The sequence below is a fragment of the Ureibacillus acetophenoni genome, assembly GCF_900220965.1.
GTDB classification, from domain to species: domain Bacteria; phylum Bacillota; class Bacilli; order Bacillales_A; family Planococcaceae; genus Ureibacillus; species Ureibacillus acetophenoni.
In genome coordinates this window covers 48,195-65,045 of sequence record NZ_OBQC01000008.1, presented here as the reverse complement: position 1 = coordinate 65,045, position 16,851 = coordinate 48,195, and the positions used below count along the sequence as shown (strand labels likewise).

The window sequence follows — 16,851 nt, the reverse complement described above, 5'->3', positions numbered from 1 at the left end:
GTATCTAGCGTTAAATTGACACAGTATCCTACCTTTTCACTTCTTTATCTGCATCGTATGTAATACCTGATTCACTAGAAAATACTTCTTCATTTGTTACATTGAAAAGATCAGTTATTCTTTCAACAATATATGAAACTTTCATGCACTTACCTCCCAAGTAACTTATGTATTGCTTGTTCAATTTTACTATTCGACTTTCTTTTTTCTTTTCTCATTTTTGATTCTTTAACGTAATTAATATAATTCCCTATTCCTTCTACTGCCGAAACTGCAATGATGGCCCATTCTAGTGTATTCACATCACTTAGGGATTCCTTGCCATAGAATAATGTAACAGTAGCAATAAAACCATAGAGTAAGGCTTTAAAAAAATACTCCCAAATTGGAGAATAGTTTTCTATATTAATTCTTCCGTATATCTTATCTATTACGAATACAATTACTAACATAATAACTACGGTTATAATAATTTCCGTTGCCATTGTCCACCTCCATGGAAATTTTAACAAATGCTCCATTATATAATTTCTTCGTAAAGATCGTTAATCCTTTATATAACAAAAAAGAACGGATTCCACGATTGGTAATCCGTTCTTTTTTTGAGTATAGGCACTACTCACTTTGATAAAATTATTGTTTTCTTTTTTGTCGGATATCCAACAAGTATAGCGATCACTCCACAGATTCCTATAAGCACTGGATAAAAAGAGTATTGTAGGATACTTATTGGAGATATAGCGGCTACGCTTGCTGCTGCAAGCAACTGTGCTCCGTATGGCAAAAGACCTTGTATTGCACAAGAGAATACATCTAATATACTTGCGGATTTTCGCGGTTCAATCCCATATTGTTCAGCAATATTTTTTGCAAGTGAGCCAGTGATCAAAATAGCAATTGTATTATTAGCTGTCGATAAATCTGTTAGACCTACTAGACCAGCAATACCTAATTCGGCACCTTTTTTTGATTTAATTCTTCTTGTCGCAAGGTAAAGTAGAAAGTCTATTCCGCCGTTAAATTTAATAACTTCCACCATTCCAGCTATTAATATTGCAAGAAAGGCCATTTCGTACATACCTGACATTCCTTCACCAATCTTTTGCAAAAGGGTCATTAACTCATAGCTGCCATCCACTAAGCCAACACCTCCTGAGAGAACGATCCCTAATGCTAGAACAAGGAAAACATTCATTCCAGCTAACGCAAAAATAATAACAAAAACATAGGGAACAATTTTTAACAAACTATAGCTTGAATGCTCCAACTGTGCCGTTGCCCCCATTGTGAACACCGTTAAAATAATGCCCGTTACTATAGCAGCAGGCAACACAATCCAAAAATTCACCTTAAATTTATCCTTCATTTCTGCACCTTGTGAACGAACAGCTGTAATTGTTGTATCTGAAATAAAGGATAAGTTATCGCCAAACATCGAGCCGCCAATAATCGCTGCCATTACTAAAGCCATGGTAATGTCGGTATGTTCGCTTATCCCAACCCCAATCGGCGCTAGTGCAACAATCGTTCCCACCGATGTCCCCATTGACAAGGAAATAAAGCAGGCAATGATAAACAACCCTACTACTAACAAGTTTTGAGGAACAACCGATAAAGCAAAGTTAACTGCGGAGTCCACTGCCCCCATGCCTTTTGCAACCTCTGAGAATGCGCCAGCCAAGAGAAAAATAACAACCATTAGCATGACATTTACATTTCCCGCGCCTTGACAAAAAATATCAACCTTTCGTGCAAATGGTTCTTTTCGATTCATGGCCAATGCTACAGCTCCTGAAATAGCTATAGCAACAATGACAGGAAAGGCATAAAAATCACCAGTAATAACCCCTGAACCAATAAATAAAATCAAAAAAACAACAAATGGGATTAACGCCCATGGATTCCCTTTTTTCATAGTTCTACCTCCGAAAATTAAAATGGAGCACATCTTTGTCCACTCTTGCCCCGAAAAAAAAGCCTCCTCTTGAAAAAACAAGAAGAGGCATTATATCTATAAACCACTCATCTTATCTATCAAGTCCTACTTGCTGGATTTGGCACAGTAACTAAATCACTAAGTTCCGCTGCCGAGATTTCATCGGGCCAGTCCCTCAATCTCTCTTGATAAGAAGAAAAAAATCTTATTTTTTCACAGTAAATAAAAGACTAACATGATTGTTATTCTTATATCAATTAAATTTATATGGAAATTTTTATATAAGGAAGTATATCCATCCTTTGAAATTTGACCCCAAGAAACATTATAAGAAAATACTTTCCCTATTAAACTAAGCCGAATAGTTACTACAATTATTTTTTAGTACAACAAAAAAGGACAATTTCAACAAGAATTGAAATTGTCCTTTATTATTATTTCCAAGGAATTAATTTATTTTCTAGCCAATGGAGGCCTCGGTTAAATAGTAAGCCTAATAGCGAAAGGATCATTACACCAAACATTAATTTCGTCGTTATCATTAAGTTTCCATAGTGAAGAACCATCGCGCCTATTCCATATTGCGCAGCAATCATTTCTGCAGATACTAATAGTAGAAGCGCAGTACCGGCTGCTAATTTTAACCCAGCAAAGATCGTTGGTAAGGCTCCAGGTAAAATTACCTTTCGAATGACATTAAAATGACTTGAGCCAAAGGTTACAGCTGCTTTAATTAGAGTTTGATCAACACTTTTTACGCCTGAGAATGTATTAATTAATACTGGGAAGAACACCCCAAGTGCAATAATGGCTACTTTCGGCATCTCACCGATTCCAAGCCATAAGATAATCAATGGCAATAGTGCAATTTTAGGAATTGGGTAAATAGAATAGACAACCGGTGTAAAGATTGCATCAGCCCATCTCGAAAACCCAAGAATCAAGCCAATAATAATACCTACTGTTGCACCTATTGCATATCCTCCAACAATTCTAGTTAGACTTGCTGTAATATGATTCATTAATTCCCCGCTTGCCATTAAATCCCATCCGTCAGACAAAATTGCTGTTGGTGCTGGGAGAAAAAGTGGGGGCACTAAATTCATTCTACAAATAGTTTCCCATAGTAGTAATAAAACCGTAATTCCAAGAACAGAAGCATATCGTGGTATCTTTCGATCAAGGAACGCTACTTTATTTTTTATAATTTTTTTTGATTCTGACATACCTTACGCCTCCTTTAGCGCTTCTTGCGCATCATGGCGTATTAAGCCCCAAATTTCATCTGCATACTTTTCAAATTGATCCCTATATTGTTCTGAATCACGCCCAATTTTTGGTAGATCAATATTAATAATGCTTTTTATTTTTCCAGGGTGTCTAGATAGAACGATTACACGATCACCAAGATAAACAGCTTCTTGGATATTGTGAGTAACATATAGTGTACTTAATCGAGTTCGGTTCCAAATCGTTAGCAGTTCTTCTTGCATGATTGTACGCGTTTGGGCATCAAGAGCAGAAAATGGCTCATCCATTAAAAGCAAGTGAGGCTCAATGCACAAGGCACGGGCAATACCTGCCCGTTGCTTCATCCCACCTGATAACTGCTTTGGATAGGCATTTTCAAAGCCAGTTAGTCCTACCATATCAATATAGTACTTACCTTTTTCTTCTCGCTCTTTTTTAGGTACGCCTCTTTCTTCAAGTCCATAAATAACATTTTCAAAAACTGTTCTCCATGGGAAAAGGGCGATTTCTTGAAATACGATGCCTAAATTCGGTTCTATATCATTTGTCCCTTCAAAGTAAACTTGTCCATTCGTTGGCGACAATAGTCCCCCAACAATATTAAGAAGAGTTGATTTTCCACAGCCACTTGGTCCTACAAGGACAACTATTTCTTCTTCATTAATTGTAAAGTTGATATTTTCAAGAGCTGTTACCTCCCGTTTGTTGTTATCAACAAACTTTTTATCAACATTCTCTACTACTATTCTCAACTACGTCACTTCCTAGTTTTCCAATGCTTCCTCTAAGAATTCTGTATTCACAATTTCTTTAGCATCGATTTCAGATTCAATTAGCTTTTCTTTTGCATACCAATCGATTTGAGTTTGGATGTCTGATTCTAGTAATCTACCATCGCGGTCCATATATGGTAAGCCCTTTTTAATCAATTCAGGATCTTGGTCTGTATATTTCGCAATAATATTAATTACTTCATCATAATTTTCACCTGGTACGATTTCGCCATCTTCTTTAATTAATACAGCATCGTAGTAGTATTGTGTTGCTTTCGCATATGCTTTCATAAAACGAACCGCTACATCCTTATTCTCAGCGAATTTTGGAGAGAAGAATACACCTGATGTTTGGTATTCAATTTCATCGCCTACTTGAGTAATAACTTTTCCATAGCCTTCACTTACAACCGTTGAGATATTTGGTTCGTTTAGAATTACTGCATCTACTTGTTTACTTTTTAATGAATCCATTAACCCTGGAATACTATTTAGTGGAACTAAATCAACATCACTAATAGTTAATCCGTGATTTTCTAATAGGCGTCCAGCCATGTAATGGAATGTAGATCCAGTTTGAGTAATTCCAATTTTCTTACCTTTTAAATCTTCAACACTAGTAACAGGTGAATCTGCTGGTACTAATAAAGCTGATGAAGAAAAGCCTTGTTGTTCTCTTCCTTTATCAGCAACAATCCATAATTTTTGACCGCCTGATACCATGTTATAAATACTTGCCGTAATACCTGTAGCTCCTACATCAACACTTCCGCCAGCAGTCGCAACTGCGATTGGTTGTGCAGCTTCAAACCATGTTTCCGTTGCATTGATTCCTTGCTCTTCAAAGAATCCTTTTTCTAAAGCGATAAATAACGGTGCAGAACTTGTTAGTTTTAGCATACCAATTTTTACATCTACTGTTTCTGTTGTTTCAGAAGAAGACCCTTCTGATTTCGTTGTTTCCTCATTTGTTTGCTGATTTCCACATCCTGCGAGTATTAACGCTATCATGGAAAAAACAGTTAACATCATAACTAATGACTTTTTCAAAAAATGACCCCCAATTTTTAATTTTATATATATTAAAACACACATAGTATACAATTTCGATGAAATTTTTCAAAAATAATGATTTTTCTTAATAGATTGTTAATTTTCGACACCAACTGTCTAATATTTTGTTATTACTTGTCGTAATATGAAGGGATAGGTGTGAGATTTCTACTAAGTTAAGACTAACTGTAACACCTTGTTCAAATTATTTTTCGGATAGCTATTTCAGTAGGAATCTAGCATTTGATACCAGTTTATCGCTATACTTTTTTTACAAATTGTTCAATGTGTTGGATAAACGACATCATCAACTAACTGTTGGTGGTTTTAATTTTCAATTTGGTATAGGATTCAATTAACAGCAAATAACAAATAGCAGTTATCTAAAAAACCAATCAGTAATTAGGAGGAAGAATATGTCATACTTATTACAAGTTGATTTCCCTATGGATGGACCTTTTGGAGATGAAATGGCTCAAGCCTTTGAAGAGTTAGCAAATAGTATTACTGAAGAAAACGGCTTCATATGGAAAATATGGACTGAAAATGAGGATGCTAAAGAAGCCGGTGGAATTTACCTTTTTGAAACAAAAGAAACAGCACAAAAGTATTTAGAAATGCATACGAAAAGACTTGCAGGGTTCGGCATTACAAATGTAAATGCAAAAATCTTCTCTATCAATTCAAAATTGACGGAGATTACAAAAGGACCTTTAAAATAAGAAGGTAAAACATATATTACAAAATAAACAGTCTGTATATCCAAACTAATGGTTGTGCAGACTGTTTTTATTAGTTTCTTCACTTGAATTGCCTACTAATCTTTAACTATGTACTAGAGTTTTATATTCATCATATACATTTAATGCCGCCTGTAAACTTTCACCTTTATTCACATTAAAGCCTTTACGAATTAGCGTAGCCTCTAATGCTGAAAGAACGTGAAGAATATTCTTTTTACGTGAACTATATCCCATTGTTCCAATTCTCCAAATCTTTCCGTGAAGCGGTCCAAAAGAGCTAGCAATTTCAACTTCGAAATCTTCTAGCATCATAGAACGAATCTCGTCACCGTTAATTCCTTCAGGTATTTGAATAGCAGTAACAACAGGTAATTTATTATTCTCATCCCCAAATAACTCTAGGCCCATCGCTTTAATTCCTGCAACTAATGCTTGTTCATTTAACTTATGACGTGCAAATCGATTTTCAAGACCTTCTTCAAGAATAATTCGAAGCCCTTCTCTTAAAGCATACTGCATACTTGTCGCTTCCGTATGATGATTAAGACGTGTAGGACTCCAATAATCCTGAAGCTGCGCTAGATCAAAATAATTACTAACAATTCGATTGTTAGATAACTCGCTCTGAGATGTTCTTAAACCTAATTCAATACTTTTTCTTTTATTTATAACTTCTTCAATTCGTGTATTAAATGTGATAGGGGCTAATCCGGATGGAACAGATAAGCATTTTTGCGTTCCGCCAATAACTGCATCAAGCTTAAGTTCATCTACCTTGATATCTACTCCACCTAATGATGCTACAGCGTCAACAACTAACAGAACATCTGCATTTCGACAAGCTTCTCCTATTTCCTTTAACGGTTGCATACAGCTCGTTGATGTTTCTGCATGAACAATAGCAACAATTTTCGGATTAACCTCATGAATCTTATTGATGACTACTTCAGGATCAAAAACCTCTCCCCAAGGTACTTCCATTGTCGTAACCTCTGCACCATATCGTTGACAAATTTCAGTTAATAAGTAGCCAAATCGACCGTAGATTGGTACCAATACCTTATCTCCAGGTTCAATAATACTGCAGAGAACAGCTTCGATACCTGCCCGGGAAGTTCCATCAACCGGGAATGCCCAATGATTTTCTGTTTGAAACACTTCTCGTAGCATTTCCATAGTTTCATTCATGATATTCGTAAACGCTGGATCAAATTGCCCTAATATCGGGGTAGCCATCGCTCTCAATACTCGCGGATCTACTTCTACTGGCCCAGGTGTCATAATGGTTCTAAGTGGGACATTTAAATCTGTATATTTTTTCATATAATTCTAAACTCCTACCCTGTATAAAATTAAAATCAAATGAATAAAGATGAAATTGTTTTTTGAAAATAGTAATTTTTAAAAAATAATAATATGATTTTAACAGGGTAAAATCGATTATTCAACAGAAGATTCCAAATATTTTAAATAAAGCGTTTTCGATTTTTTTATACAAAATTCATTCTTAAACTCTTATAAATTGCAGAAGAAATGAAGAGTTTATTAGAATCTAGCCAAATGTGTAGGCACAGAGAAAGAGTTATTAGAAAAACAGCCACAATATTAGAAATAAGCAGGGAGTTATTAGAAAAATTTAGATACTTATTAGAATCTGGTCTTAAATTAGCTTACAGTGTAGGAATAACTCCATTTTTTTGGGAATTAACTCCTTTCTTTACTCTTTAGATATAAATAGAGAAAGGTGAAATTTGAGAACACTCAAATTCACCTTTCTCACTATTCGAGGCTAGGTATGCCTCAGATTCTTTTCTTTAAACTAATTAAGTATTAATTGCTACTCTTAAATTAATATTTATAAGATTGTCCACCGTCGATTGGTACAACAACACCATTAATGAAGTCTGCTTGGTTTGATAGTAAGAAGGCTACTAAGTAACCAACCTCTTCTGGCTTACCGAAACGGCGCATAGGATTTGGTTTTACGAATTCTTTTCCTACTTCTTCCCAATTTTCGCCACCAATTTGACGTAATGAACCCTCTACCATAGGAGTCATTATGGCACCTGGTGCAATTGCTTTAATGGAAACGCCATATTGTCCGTATTCAATTGCAGAGTTACGTGTTAATCCAACAACACCATGTTTCGATGCTGCGTAACCTGATTGATTTCCAACACCGCGAATACCACCAACAGAGGCAGTGTTTACAATTGAACCAGAGCCTTGTTCTTTCATTACTTTTAAAACGTATTTCATACCGTAGAAGACACCATTTAAGTTAATTGAAACAACCTTTTGGAATTCTTCAATACCGAAGTCTTCTGTTAAGTTTTGTTTTCCTTCGATCCCTGCATTATTAAAGAAGCCATCGATTTTGCCGAACTTTTCAACCGTTGCATCAACAAAACCTTTTACAGCATTTTCATCCGCAACGTTTGCTGATATTAATAACACTTCAGCTTGTGGCGCAATAGATCAAACTTTTTCCTCTGTTTCTTTTAGGCCCGCTTCATTTAAATCCACTAATACTAATTTAGCACCTTCTTCTGCTAATTGAAGAGTTGCTGCTTGTCCAAGACCTGAGCCTGCACCTGTTACGATTACTACTTTTTCTTCAAAACGTTTCATAGTATATTCCCTCCGTTATTAAACATTAAATAGTGCACCATCAACTGTGTATGATGAAGAGTTACGTAAGAAGATTCATCTGATAATAAAAATGCATTAACATTTGCTACTTCATGTGCTTCATCAAAAAGCTATAAATGTATATTTTCATTGGCTTTTTCATTTAAGAAGAGGTTTGTCCCAGCCTCAACTTTATATCTTATATTTATTCAAAAACGGCTACTAAGCGGCCTTTTACTTCATGATTTTTTAGTTTTTCTAGGCCTTTATCGATTTCTTCAAATGGAATTGTAACAAGAGTTGGATTCATTTTCCCAGTAGCGAAGCAATCATATACACCTTGTAAGTCTTCTACAGACCCACCATTACTTCCTAATAGTTTAATCTCTTTTGTAATCATTAGGTACGTATTGATATTCGATTCTAATTTACCCATACCAACAATTACAACTGTTCCTTGTGGTCTAACGGCTTCTAGTGCATCAGAAGTTGTTTGTCCGAAACCAGCAAAGTCAACAATGACGTCACATTCGGCTTCTTTCATATCTACAATCGTGTCGTAAACTTTTTTAGCTCCTAGTTCCTCAGCAAGTTTACGAGCTTCTGGAGAAACATCTGTCGCGTACACTTCGCATCCTTTAATTAGCGCCATTTGCAAAGCAAATTGACCAAGTCCACCGATTCCGATGATTCCTACTTTTGAACCTTCTTTTGCTTGACCAATACTGAAAAGAGCACGATACGCTGTAATTCCAGCATCTGTTGAAGCTGCACCTTCTTCAAATGACACGCCATCAGGAATGATTACACATTGATCCGCAGGAACACGCACTTTTTCTGCATATCCGCCGTCATAAGTGTACCCCGCAGTTACTTTCGTTTCTCGATTCATTGGGTTAGCCCCAACACGGTCGCCTACTTTAAAACCTTCTACACCTTCACCAACTTCAATAACTACCCCTGCGAACTCATGTCCCATAATCACTGGACCATTTGGGAAAAGTGGCATCCAACCTGGATCTTGTAATGCTGCAACGTCCGAGTGACATAGACCAGCTGCTTTCACTTCAATAACGATATGACCTGGAATCGCTTTTGGATCTTCTTTCTCAATCAATTCTAGTGGTTTATTTGTACCTGAAAATAGCCAACCTCTCATTCTATTCGCCTCCAAATTGTTTTACTATTTTAAATAATTATGTTTATTATCAACAGTTAAACTATTACTATATTAAGTGATCTTTATTCCGCGCTAGCTTCACGTATTTATTATCTTGGAACTTACACGTTATATAATGCACCATCAACTGTGTAAGATGATGAGCTTACATAAGAAGCTTCATCTGATAGTAAAAATGCAATAACATTTGCTACTTCATGTGCTTCACCATAACGCTTCATTGGCACCGCATCATTATAAGCTGCTTGTGCTGCTTCTGCTGCACCTGGTGCAACTTTTGATTCAATATTACGCATCATTTGTGTATTAATAACACCAGGATTTACTGTATTTACACGTACGTTATATGGAGCTGCTTCTAACGCAGCTACTTTATTCATACCCATTAAGGCATGTTTCGACGAATTATATAGCATCATGTTTGGAGAACCAATTAACCCTGCAACTGAAGCGGTGTTTACAATTGACCCTGATTTTTGTTCTTTCATAATTGGCAGTACATATTTCAAACCATAGAAAGCACCTTTTACGTTAATGTTGTATACGAAATCGAAATCTTGTTCTGTAATTTCTTCAATAGTTTTAGCTGGACCTTCAACGCCCGCATTATTTGCAAAGCCATCAATGTGACCGAACTTTGCCACTGTTTGCTCAACATAATTTTTTACTTCTGCTTCTTTAGAAACATCTGCCTTTAATGTTAATACGCGATCTTCACCTAAGTTAAGTTCTTCTGCAACCGCTTTCACAGCATCGCCATTTAAATCAACTAAAGTTAATTTCGCACCCTCACCTGCAAGTTTACGAGCGATTTCTTTACCAATACCACCTGCAGCACCTGTAATAATTACAACTTTGTTCTCAAATCTCATTTTTAGTACCTCCCCTAAAGTTTTTGGTTACATTTAAATTGTAATCGCTTTCACGTTTTGTACACAATCCTTAATATTTGCTATAATGTCGAAGAAACCAACACTTTCAATCATTCTGTTGAATAATAGGGGGGATATAATGAAACCCAATTCCAACCAAGCGATACGGACAAAGAATTTCTTAAAGAAGGCATTTATTGAAATGGTACATAAGAAGGGATTTAGCTCTGTTACTGTAAAGGATATTGTTGATTTTGCTCAATATAATCGAACAACCTTTTATGTGTATTATGAAAACATATGCGATCTTGTCGAAGAGTTAATGGATGAGATGTTTGAATCAATCCAGCATTACAGCATGTCTAAGTATAAGAGTGAAAGTCGGGTAGAAGTAAAAGAGTTGACGACAAACTCCTTCGATTTGTTATATTACATATACGATAACCGTGATTACTTCACATTACTGCTTTTAGAGGATACATTACCACACATACACCAGCAATTGCCTGAAGCGATTTTTAAATTACTGAAATCTAACTTTGATATTCAATATGGAGTGACTTTTGTTGACGATGATACCCAAAAGCGATATATGGCTTATGGTACTGCGGGCTTAATTACGGACTGGATTGCAAATAATTTTGATGTGACACCTAGTGAAATGACAGAACGTCTCATCCGTATTTTAAACACCTTTGCAAAAGGATTTGTCATAAAAGAAATCGAAAATCATTAATACTTTAATAAACAATAAAGAACGAGTTTCATTTAAATCGGAACTCGTTCTTTTAATTCCCCTAATAGCCATCAAAAGCATCTTTTTTAATATTCTTTTTGGAAATACTTTTATTTTGTAAGTAATCAGAGATTGAAGCTACCATTGACTTCGGCCCTGCAATCATATATTGACCATTGTTCTGATAAAGATTAGACAACTTATCTATCTCTCTATGTAACTCATCTCTAGAGTCTAGATACGTGGTACTTAATGAGGCATTGTTTACGTCTAGTTCGTCTTTAAATAGATAAGATTTTTCACTATCCATATAGAGTAGGTGTATTGGCTTCTTATTACTATTTCCTTCTGCCTCAATTTGTTTAACTATGGAGCGAAACGGTGTGATTCCGATTCCTCCAGCTATAAAGATTGTAGGACGTTCATCATTTACATTCAATGACCCTAAAGGTCCAGACATACCAATTGTCATTCCCTTTTTTAGTTCTAACATTGCCTTCTTAAACTCACTTGGATTTTCAGTTATTTTCATTGTTAACCTGACAACATTTTCACTTGGCGCAGAGGCTATTGTAAATGGTTTAGTAGGGTATTTAATTTTTTTATGAGTAATACTAAACAAACCATGCTGCCCTGCTTTCCAGCTTAAATCTTTCTCTTTTTCAAATACAAAAGTATATACATCTACTGCTTCTTTGTAACTTTCTATAAATACTAATTCTCTCTTTTTAAATACTGCAATCATATCTTGGAAAAATCCCATTTAACCATCTCCTATAAGCTTCTTGAAGCCTGCACACTTTCTCAATCCCTAATATTTTTATTTCCTCCAAAGAGTTGTACAGTTTGCCTTGTCCTTAATATTAAAATCAATCATTTTCTCAAGTAGTGTGTAATCCACCGGACTTTTCCAAGGGATACGTATGATCTCTTTTGTGTACTCATAACCAGCCTTCACAATATCATCTTCTACATGAGTAATCGTTACACTTTCAGGAGCGACAGCTAAATGTTTTTTAGATACACTAAAACCAATAATATATGTGCCATGATCAGTAAACATTGGTTGATTCCATTTAATTTCTTTCTTTAGATTTGGATATTTCTCCGTTATCCAAACTAATATCTTTTCCGTTCTTTCTCGGTGGAAAGGGTCATCAATCCTGGCTAAAAATTCAGCAAAAACGTCCAATATATTCCCTCCTAAGTTTTTCGTTTATATTTCCTCTAACACTTTTTTAAGCTCTTCAATCTTATATGCCCAACCATACTTCGCACCGTTGAACGCTTGTACATTTTCATTTTCAAATCCAGTTTGCTCAAGGTGTAAATAGGTTGTTCCATTCTCTTCTTTTAATGTCCATGTGACGATAGTGTTTACCGGTCCACCTACCCATGTGTAAGATAGTTTATTAGGCTTGTCTACTACCAATACTTCACTATCCACGATTAAATCTATTTCCTTATTTTGAAACTGACATTTATAACCTACGATTGGTTTAAAATTATTTTCCATTACCCATTTTCCAAGAGTCTCTGAGTTTGTTAGGGCTTCCCATACCTTATTGATCGGACTTTTAAATTCAAAATCTAAAGATAAATCTGCCATTGCTATTCCTCCAATATATTCTTAAGTAATATCGCTCTTTCATTCCAAAACTGTTCATAAAATGCTAACCAATCTTTCACTTCCTGTAATGGAGCTGGATTTAGCCGATACTTTGTTTCTCTACCTATTTTACGGTTAGTCACTAAATCTGCTTCTTTTAGGATTGCCAAATGTTTAGATACAGCCGTCCGACCCATTTGAAAATGAGGAGTTAGTTCGTGAAGAGGTAATTCTTCCGCACCTGCCAATAAACGTATTAATTTACGCCTTGTTGGATCTGCAATAGCTACAAAAACATCATGCTTTTGTGAAGTCGTGTTCAAGATCCTACCCCCTTGCATAAATTAGACACCATTTAGTGTCGTAATTATATGACACCAAATAGTGTCCAGTCAATAATTAATATTAAAAACATGTCTTCCAGGAATCCTTCTAATTATTCTTTCTCATTTTCTATCGAAAATCACGCAGCCTTACCTATCAAAAATCATTCTAATGAACAAGAAAATTTATAATTTCTTTATTATTAATAAAAAAGAACGAATTCCAACATATAGAATCCGTTCTCCATCCATTAAACTAGCTTTAATTACGAAATCGCTTCACAGTGTGTAGTGACAACACATATGTCTGGTGGGGTTAACTCACACTTAAGATTACAAATCGATTGGCTCGCCACCTGTCACCCCATAAATTTGACCTGTAATATAACTTCCTTCATCGGAGGCTAGAAGTACATACACTGGCGCAAGCTCTACCGGCTGTCCCGCACGGCCAAGAGGAGTGTTTTGGCCAAACATAGGAAGTTGTCCTGGTAATTGTCCTTTATCCAACTGTAATGGTGTCCAAATTGGACCTGGTGCAACCCCATTGACACGCACCCCCTTAGAAGCAAAGTAGGAGGAAAGATTTATTGTAAAGTTACTTATTGCACTTTTTGTAGCTGCATAATCCATTAAAGATGCGGACGGATTGGTAGCTTGAACAGATGTGGTAGTAATAATCGCACTTCCAGATTCCAGATGTTCTTCTGCAGCTTTTACGGTCTCAAACATACTTATGATGTTTACTTTGAATGTTTCCTGCACTTGTTTGATTGATAATTCACTTAGGGTAGACTGTGCAATTTGTTGGGCAGCGTTTAATACTAACGTGTCCAATCCACCAAACGCTTCCACAGTTTTCATAACAATCTCTGTAGCTGTGCCATCTTTTCGAAAGTCATACGGTAGAAGTAATGCTTTTCTACCTGCTTTTTCAATTAGTTCTTTGACTTCATTGGCATCATCATCTTCTCCCGGTAAATATTGAATAGCCACATTTGCACCTTCACGCGCATACGCAATAGCGACAGCACGTCCAATTCCGGAATCCCCACCAGTAATCAAAGCATTACGACCTTCCAGGCGTTTGTATCCTTTATACGATTCTTCTCCGCAGTCAGGTTTAGGGATCATTTTACTCTGTAGCGCTGGAGTATTCTGTTTCTGATCAGGGAATTTTTCAGAATAATATTTCTTACGTGGATCAGTTAGATGTGAGTTTCTCATCAAAATCATCTCCAATCTATTTAATAGTTACTACGCAAAAATCTCTTGTACATTTTTTGCCCTATGATCATTACTTTAAACAGCTTTCCATCTTTTATCCTTTATCAATCCTAATAATTAATAAGAGCTACTAGCCCGCACAAAACTATCCAAGTATCTCTATAAAGGACTTTTTCGATATCTGGTCGGAGTCAGAAAGTAAAAATACAATAATTGAAGTAAGTTGCGCGTTAGTTTTATAACTTCATCTTAAGGTTCAAAAAAAGAACGAATTTCACATCGGAAATTCGTTCTTTTTTCATTATACTAACTCCAACCACGCGACCGCTTCTCACTGCGTAGAGTGTAGGTGGCAACACATGGGTGTTGGTGGGTTTAATTCATTAGGCTCGATTTCTATTCAATGGAATCGAGTCTTATTCTTATTTATCTTAAACTGTAACTTCTTCAACTAACACCATCTTCATTTTAAATTAACATCCCCCAATTAGTAGCGAGAATCTATAAACCAGTCTAATTAACTTATTTAGTTGCTTCCATCCTAGTAGACATTAATCCAAGGAGAAAAATAATAAAACTAATTCTAAAACTTAATAATTGAAAGTAATGAATTTTTATATTAAAATGATTATTATAGATTATCGATAATATATAATATATAACACATTTACTATTGATAATCTGTAATATATAACACCTTTAGCTAGCCACCCTATACACTGAAATATGTTAAAATATACGATAATAAGTTTATTGGAGTGGTTTGATGGGGTTTGGTGATAATTCAATTTCGAAAAAAACAATTTCGGAACAAATAGCTGAACAATTATTATTTCGTATATTTTCTGGTCATTATAAACAAGGCCAGCGTTTGATAGAAGCAGAAATCGCTAAAGAGTTACAAGTAAGCCATGCACCTGTCCGTGAGGCTCTTTATCTATTACAAAAAGATGGTGTTGTTGAAAAAGTACAACATAAAGGTGTAAGAGTTAAGACTATTTCGGATCAGGAATTGAAGGATTATTTGGAAGCGCTTTATTCTCAATTGGATTTTGCACTTACAAGGTGTGAACCAAAATGGACTACCGATTTGCAAAACGAACTATTATTCCGTTTTGAAGCTATGAAACAAAGAAAGTCTACTGAAAATATATATGAATATGTTGTTTCGTTTGCCCACTTGTTAGAATTGTTTATTGAGGTTACAGGAAATATTGCGATGCTACGGTTCTTTAAAGAAACCATCTTTGTTACAAATGTAGCTGCACAAACAAAATGGAAAATGAATAAAGTCGAATCCTATCATAAGTCCATTCATACTTTTATTAAATGTATAGAAGTGTCGGATTTTGAAAATGCTCGATTGGCTATTAAAGATGTTATTTTATGGCACCATTAATTAAATTTTTATGGGGGTAAAATACATGAAAGCAGCAGTTTGGCACGGTGTAAAAGATATTAGAGTCGAAGAGGTTGAATTACGAGCTTTAAGAGAAGATGAAGTGAAAGTAAAAGTAGCATGGGCCGGTATTTGTGGAAGTGATTTACATGAGTATCAAGAAGGGCCAGTATTCGTACCAGTTGATGCTAAAGCTGAATTAACAGGTGAAGTTGCCCCACTTACAATGGGTCATGAATTTGCTGGTGTCATCGAAGAAGTTGGCTCTAAGGTTACTGACTTTAAAGCAGGAGACCGTGTTGTAATTAATCCTACATTAACATATAGAAACAAACATGAAGATGTCGATCGTTATGATGGATTCAACTTCATCGGATTACATGGAAACGGTGGATTTGCAGAATATGCAAACGTCCCTGTAACAAATGTTCATCGTTTAGCAGATAACTTAACATTACAAGACGGTGCATTAGTAGAACCAATGGCTGTTGCTGTACAAGCTGTTAAAGATGCCGGAGTTACACTAGGAGATTCTGTTGCAGTATTTGGTGCTGGACCAATTGGATTATTAACAGTGATCGCTGCAAAAGCATCTGGTGCAAGCAAAGTTATCGTATTAGATTTATCTGACAATCGATTAGAAAAAGCAAAAGAATTAGGTGCAACACATGTAATTAACTCTGGTAAAGAAGATCCTGTACAAGCTGTTCGAGCGATTGTAGCGGATGGCGTTGATGTATCCTTTGAAGTTGCGGGAGTTGCTCCTACATACAAACAAGCAATTGATGTAACAAAACCACGTGGTAACATGATGATTGTGTCAATCTTCGCAAGACCAATTGAATGGAATCCAATTCAGCTTACAAACACTGGAGTTAATATTATGTCTTCCATTGTTTATACACCAACAATTTTCCAAAGAACAATTGATGCAATGAGCTCTGGTCAACTAAATCCACAAGGGATCATCACAAGTCAAATTGAACTTGATGAAATCGTTGATAAAGGATTCGAAACGTTAACAAACGACAAAACTCAATCTAAGATTTTAGTCGCGATGAGTGGAGAAAAATAATACAATTGATAGATTAATATAGATCTATTCTTTATATAAAGGA

The 16,851-nt window shown here is 35.6% G+C and carries 17 protein-coding genes, 1 pseudogene and 1 riboswitch; of the genes and pseudogenes, 4 read left to right on the top strand and 14 right to left on the bottom strand.

Going from position 1 to position 16,851, the window contains the following annotated elements; translation table 11 throughout:
* Positions 1 to 149: 149 nt before the first annotated feature.
* The 5 genes from CRO45_RS11655 to CRO45_RS11635 form a co-directional block, all read right to left on the bottom strand.
* On the bottom strand, positions 150 to 485 hold the full coding sequence (locus CRO45_RS11655) for a hypothetical protein (RefSeq protein ID WP_097149824.1): 336 nt from the start codon (positions 483 to 485) through the stop codon (positions 150 to 152).
* 134 nt (positions 486 to 619) lie between these two features.
* Positions 620 to 1,915, bottom strand: coding sequence for a Na+/H+ antiporter NhaC family protein (locus CRO45_RS11650; RefSeq protein WP_097149823.1), 1,296 nt, complete (start codon positions 1,913 to 1,915; stop codon positions 620 to 622).
* 109 nt (positions 1,916 to 2,024) lie between these two features.
* Positions 2,025 to 2,131, bottom strand: a riboswitch (SAM riboswitch).
* 239 nt (positions 2,132 to 2,370) lie between these two features.
* The gene (locus CRO45_RS11645) at positions 2,371 to 3,162 is read right to left on the bottom strand and encodes an ABC transporter permease (RefSeq protein WP_097149822.1); all 792 of its coding nucleotides are present in this window, start codon (positions 3,160 to 3,162) and stop codon (positions 2,371 to 2,373) included.
* Positions 3,163 to 3,165: 3 nt separating this feature from the next.
* Positions 3,166 to 3,939: an ABC transporter ATP-binding protein gene (locus tag CRO45_RS11640; protein ID WP_097149821.1), complete on the bottom strand. Its 774-nt coding sequence runs from the start codon at positions 3,937 to 3,939 to the stop codon at positions 3,166 to 3,168.
* A gap of 12 nt (positions 3,940 to 3,951) precedes the next feature.
* On the bottom strand, positions 3,952 to 5,010 hold the full coding sequence (locus CRO45_RS11635; protein ID WP_097149820.1) for an ABC transporter substrate-binding protein: 1,059 nt from the start codon (positions 5,008 to 5,010) through the stop codon (positions 3,952 to 3,954).
* 419 nt (positions 5,011 to 5,429) lie between these two features.
* On the opposite strand from CRO45_RS11635, the gene CRO45_RS11630 reads away from it, so the two are divergent.
* Positions 5,430 to 5,735, top strand: coding sequence for a monooxygenase (locus CRO45_RS11630; RefSeq protein WP_097149819.1), 306 nt, complete (start codon positions 5,430 to 5,432; stop codon positions 5,733 to 5,735).
* A 102-nt stretch (positions 5,736 to 5,837) separates the two neighbouring features.
* Here CRO45_RS11630 and CRO45_RS11625 read toward each other — a convergent pair whose 3' ends face one another.
* The 4 genes and pseudogenes from CRO45_RS11625 to CRO45_RS11610 form a co-directional block, all read right to left on the bottom strand.
* Positions 5,838 to 7,079, bottom strand: coding sequence for a pyridoxal-phosphate-dependent aminotransferase family protein (locus CRO45_RS11625; RefSeq protein ID WP_097149818.1), 1,242 nt, complete (start codon positions 7,077 to 7,079; stop codon positions 5,838 to 5,840).
* A gap of 525 nt (positions 7,080 to 7,604) precedes the next feature.
* A pseudogene (locus CRO45_RS11620) lies at positions 7,605 to 8,387 on the bottom strand (glucose 1-dehydrogenase).
* Between the two features lie 205 nt (positions 8,388 to 8,592).
* Positions 8,593 to 9,546, bottom strand: coding sequence for a zinc-binding dehydrogenase (locus tag CRO45_RS11615; protein WP_097149817.1), 954 nt, complete (start codon positions 9,544 to 9,546; stop codon positions 8,593 to 8,595).
* 122 nt (positions 9,547 to 9,668) lie between these two features.
* Positions 9,669 to 10,439, bottom strand: a complete 771-nt coding sequence (locus CRO45_RS11610) for an SDR family NAD(P)-dependent oxidoreductase (RefSeq protein WP_097149816.1) — start codon at positions 10,437 to 10,439, stop codon at positions 9,669 to 9,671.
* A 139-nt stretch (positions 10,440 to 10,578) separates the two neighbouring features.
* Here CRO45_RS11610 and CRO45_RS11605 point away from each other — a divergent pair, with 139 nt between their 5' ends.
* The gene (locus CRO45_RS11605; protein ID WP_170949480.1) at positions 10,579 to 11,175 is read left to right on the top strand and encodes a TetR/AcrR family transcriptional regulator; all 597 of its coding nucleotides are present in this window, start codon (positions 10,579 to 10,581) and stop codon (positions 11,173 to 11,175) included.
* Between the two features lie 61 nt (positions 11,176 to 11,236).
* Here the strand turns inward: CRO45_RS11605 and CRO45_RS11600 are convergent, their stop codons facing one another.
* From CRO45_RS11600 to CRO45_RS11580, 5 genes are all read right to left on the bottom strand, one after another.
* Positions 11,237 to 11,938 carry an FAD-dependent oxidoreductase gene (locus tag CRO45_RS11600; protein WP_097149814.1) on the bottom strand — a complete coding sequence of 234 codons (702 nt, stop codon included), beginning with the start codon at positions 11,936 to 11,938 and terminating at the stop codon, positions 11,237 to 11,239.
* Between the two features lie 57 nt (positions 11,939 to 11,995).
* Entirely contained in the window at positions 11,996 to 12,367 is a 372-nt protein-coding gene (locus CRO45_RS11595) for an iron chaperone (RefSeq protein WP_097149813.1), read from the bottom strand.
* A 24-nt stretch (positions 12,368 to 12,391) separates the two neighbouring features.
* Complete coding sequence (locus tag CRO45_RS11590; protein WP_097149812.1) at positions 12,392 to 12,784, bottom strand: SRPBCC family protein; 393 nt, start codon at positions 12,782 to 12,784, stop codon at positions 12,392 to 12,394.
* Positions 12,785 to 12,786: 2 nt separating this feature from the next.
* Positions 12,787 to 13,107, bottom strand: coding sequence for an ArsR/SmtB family transcription factor (locus tag CRO45_RS11585; RefSeq protein WP_170949479.1), 321 nt, complete (start codon positions 13,105 to 13,107; stop codon positions 12,787 to 12,789).
* A 333-nt stretch (positions 13,108 to 13,440) separates the two neighbouring features.
* Positions 13,441 to 14,334: an SDR family oxidoreductase gene (locus CRO45_RS11580; RefSeq protein ID WP_097149810.1), complete on the bottom strand. Its 894-nt coding sequence runs from the start codon at positions 14,332 to 14,334 to the stop codon at positions 13,441 to 13,443.
* 766 nt (positions 14,335 to 15,100) lie between these two features.
* Here CRO45_RS11580 and CRO45_RS11575 point away from each other — a divergent pair.
* Together CRO45_RS11575 and CRO45_RS11570 are read left to right on the top strand one after the other, a co-directional pair.
* Entirely contained in the window at positions 15,101 to 15,733 is a 633-nt protein-coding gene (locus CRO45_RS11575; RefSeq protein ID WP_097149809.1) for a GntR family transcriptional regulator, read from the top strand.
* 25 nt (positions 15,734 to 15,758) lie between these two features.
* Positions 15,759 to 16,808 carry a 2,3-butanediol dehydrogenase gene (locus CRO45_RS11570; RefSeq protein ID WP_097149808.1) on the top strand — a complete coding sequence of 350 codons (1,050 nt, stop codon included), beginning with the start codon at positions 15,759 to 15,761 and terminating at the stop codon, positions 16,806 to 16,808.
* Positions 16,809 to 16,851: the final 43 nt, after the last annotated feature.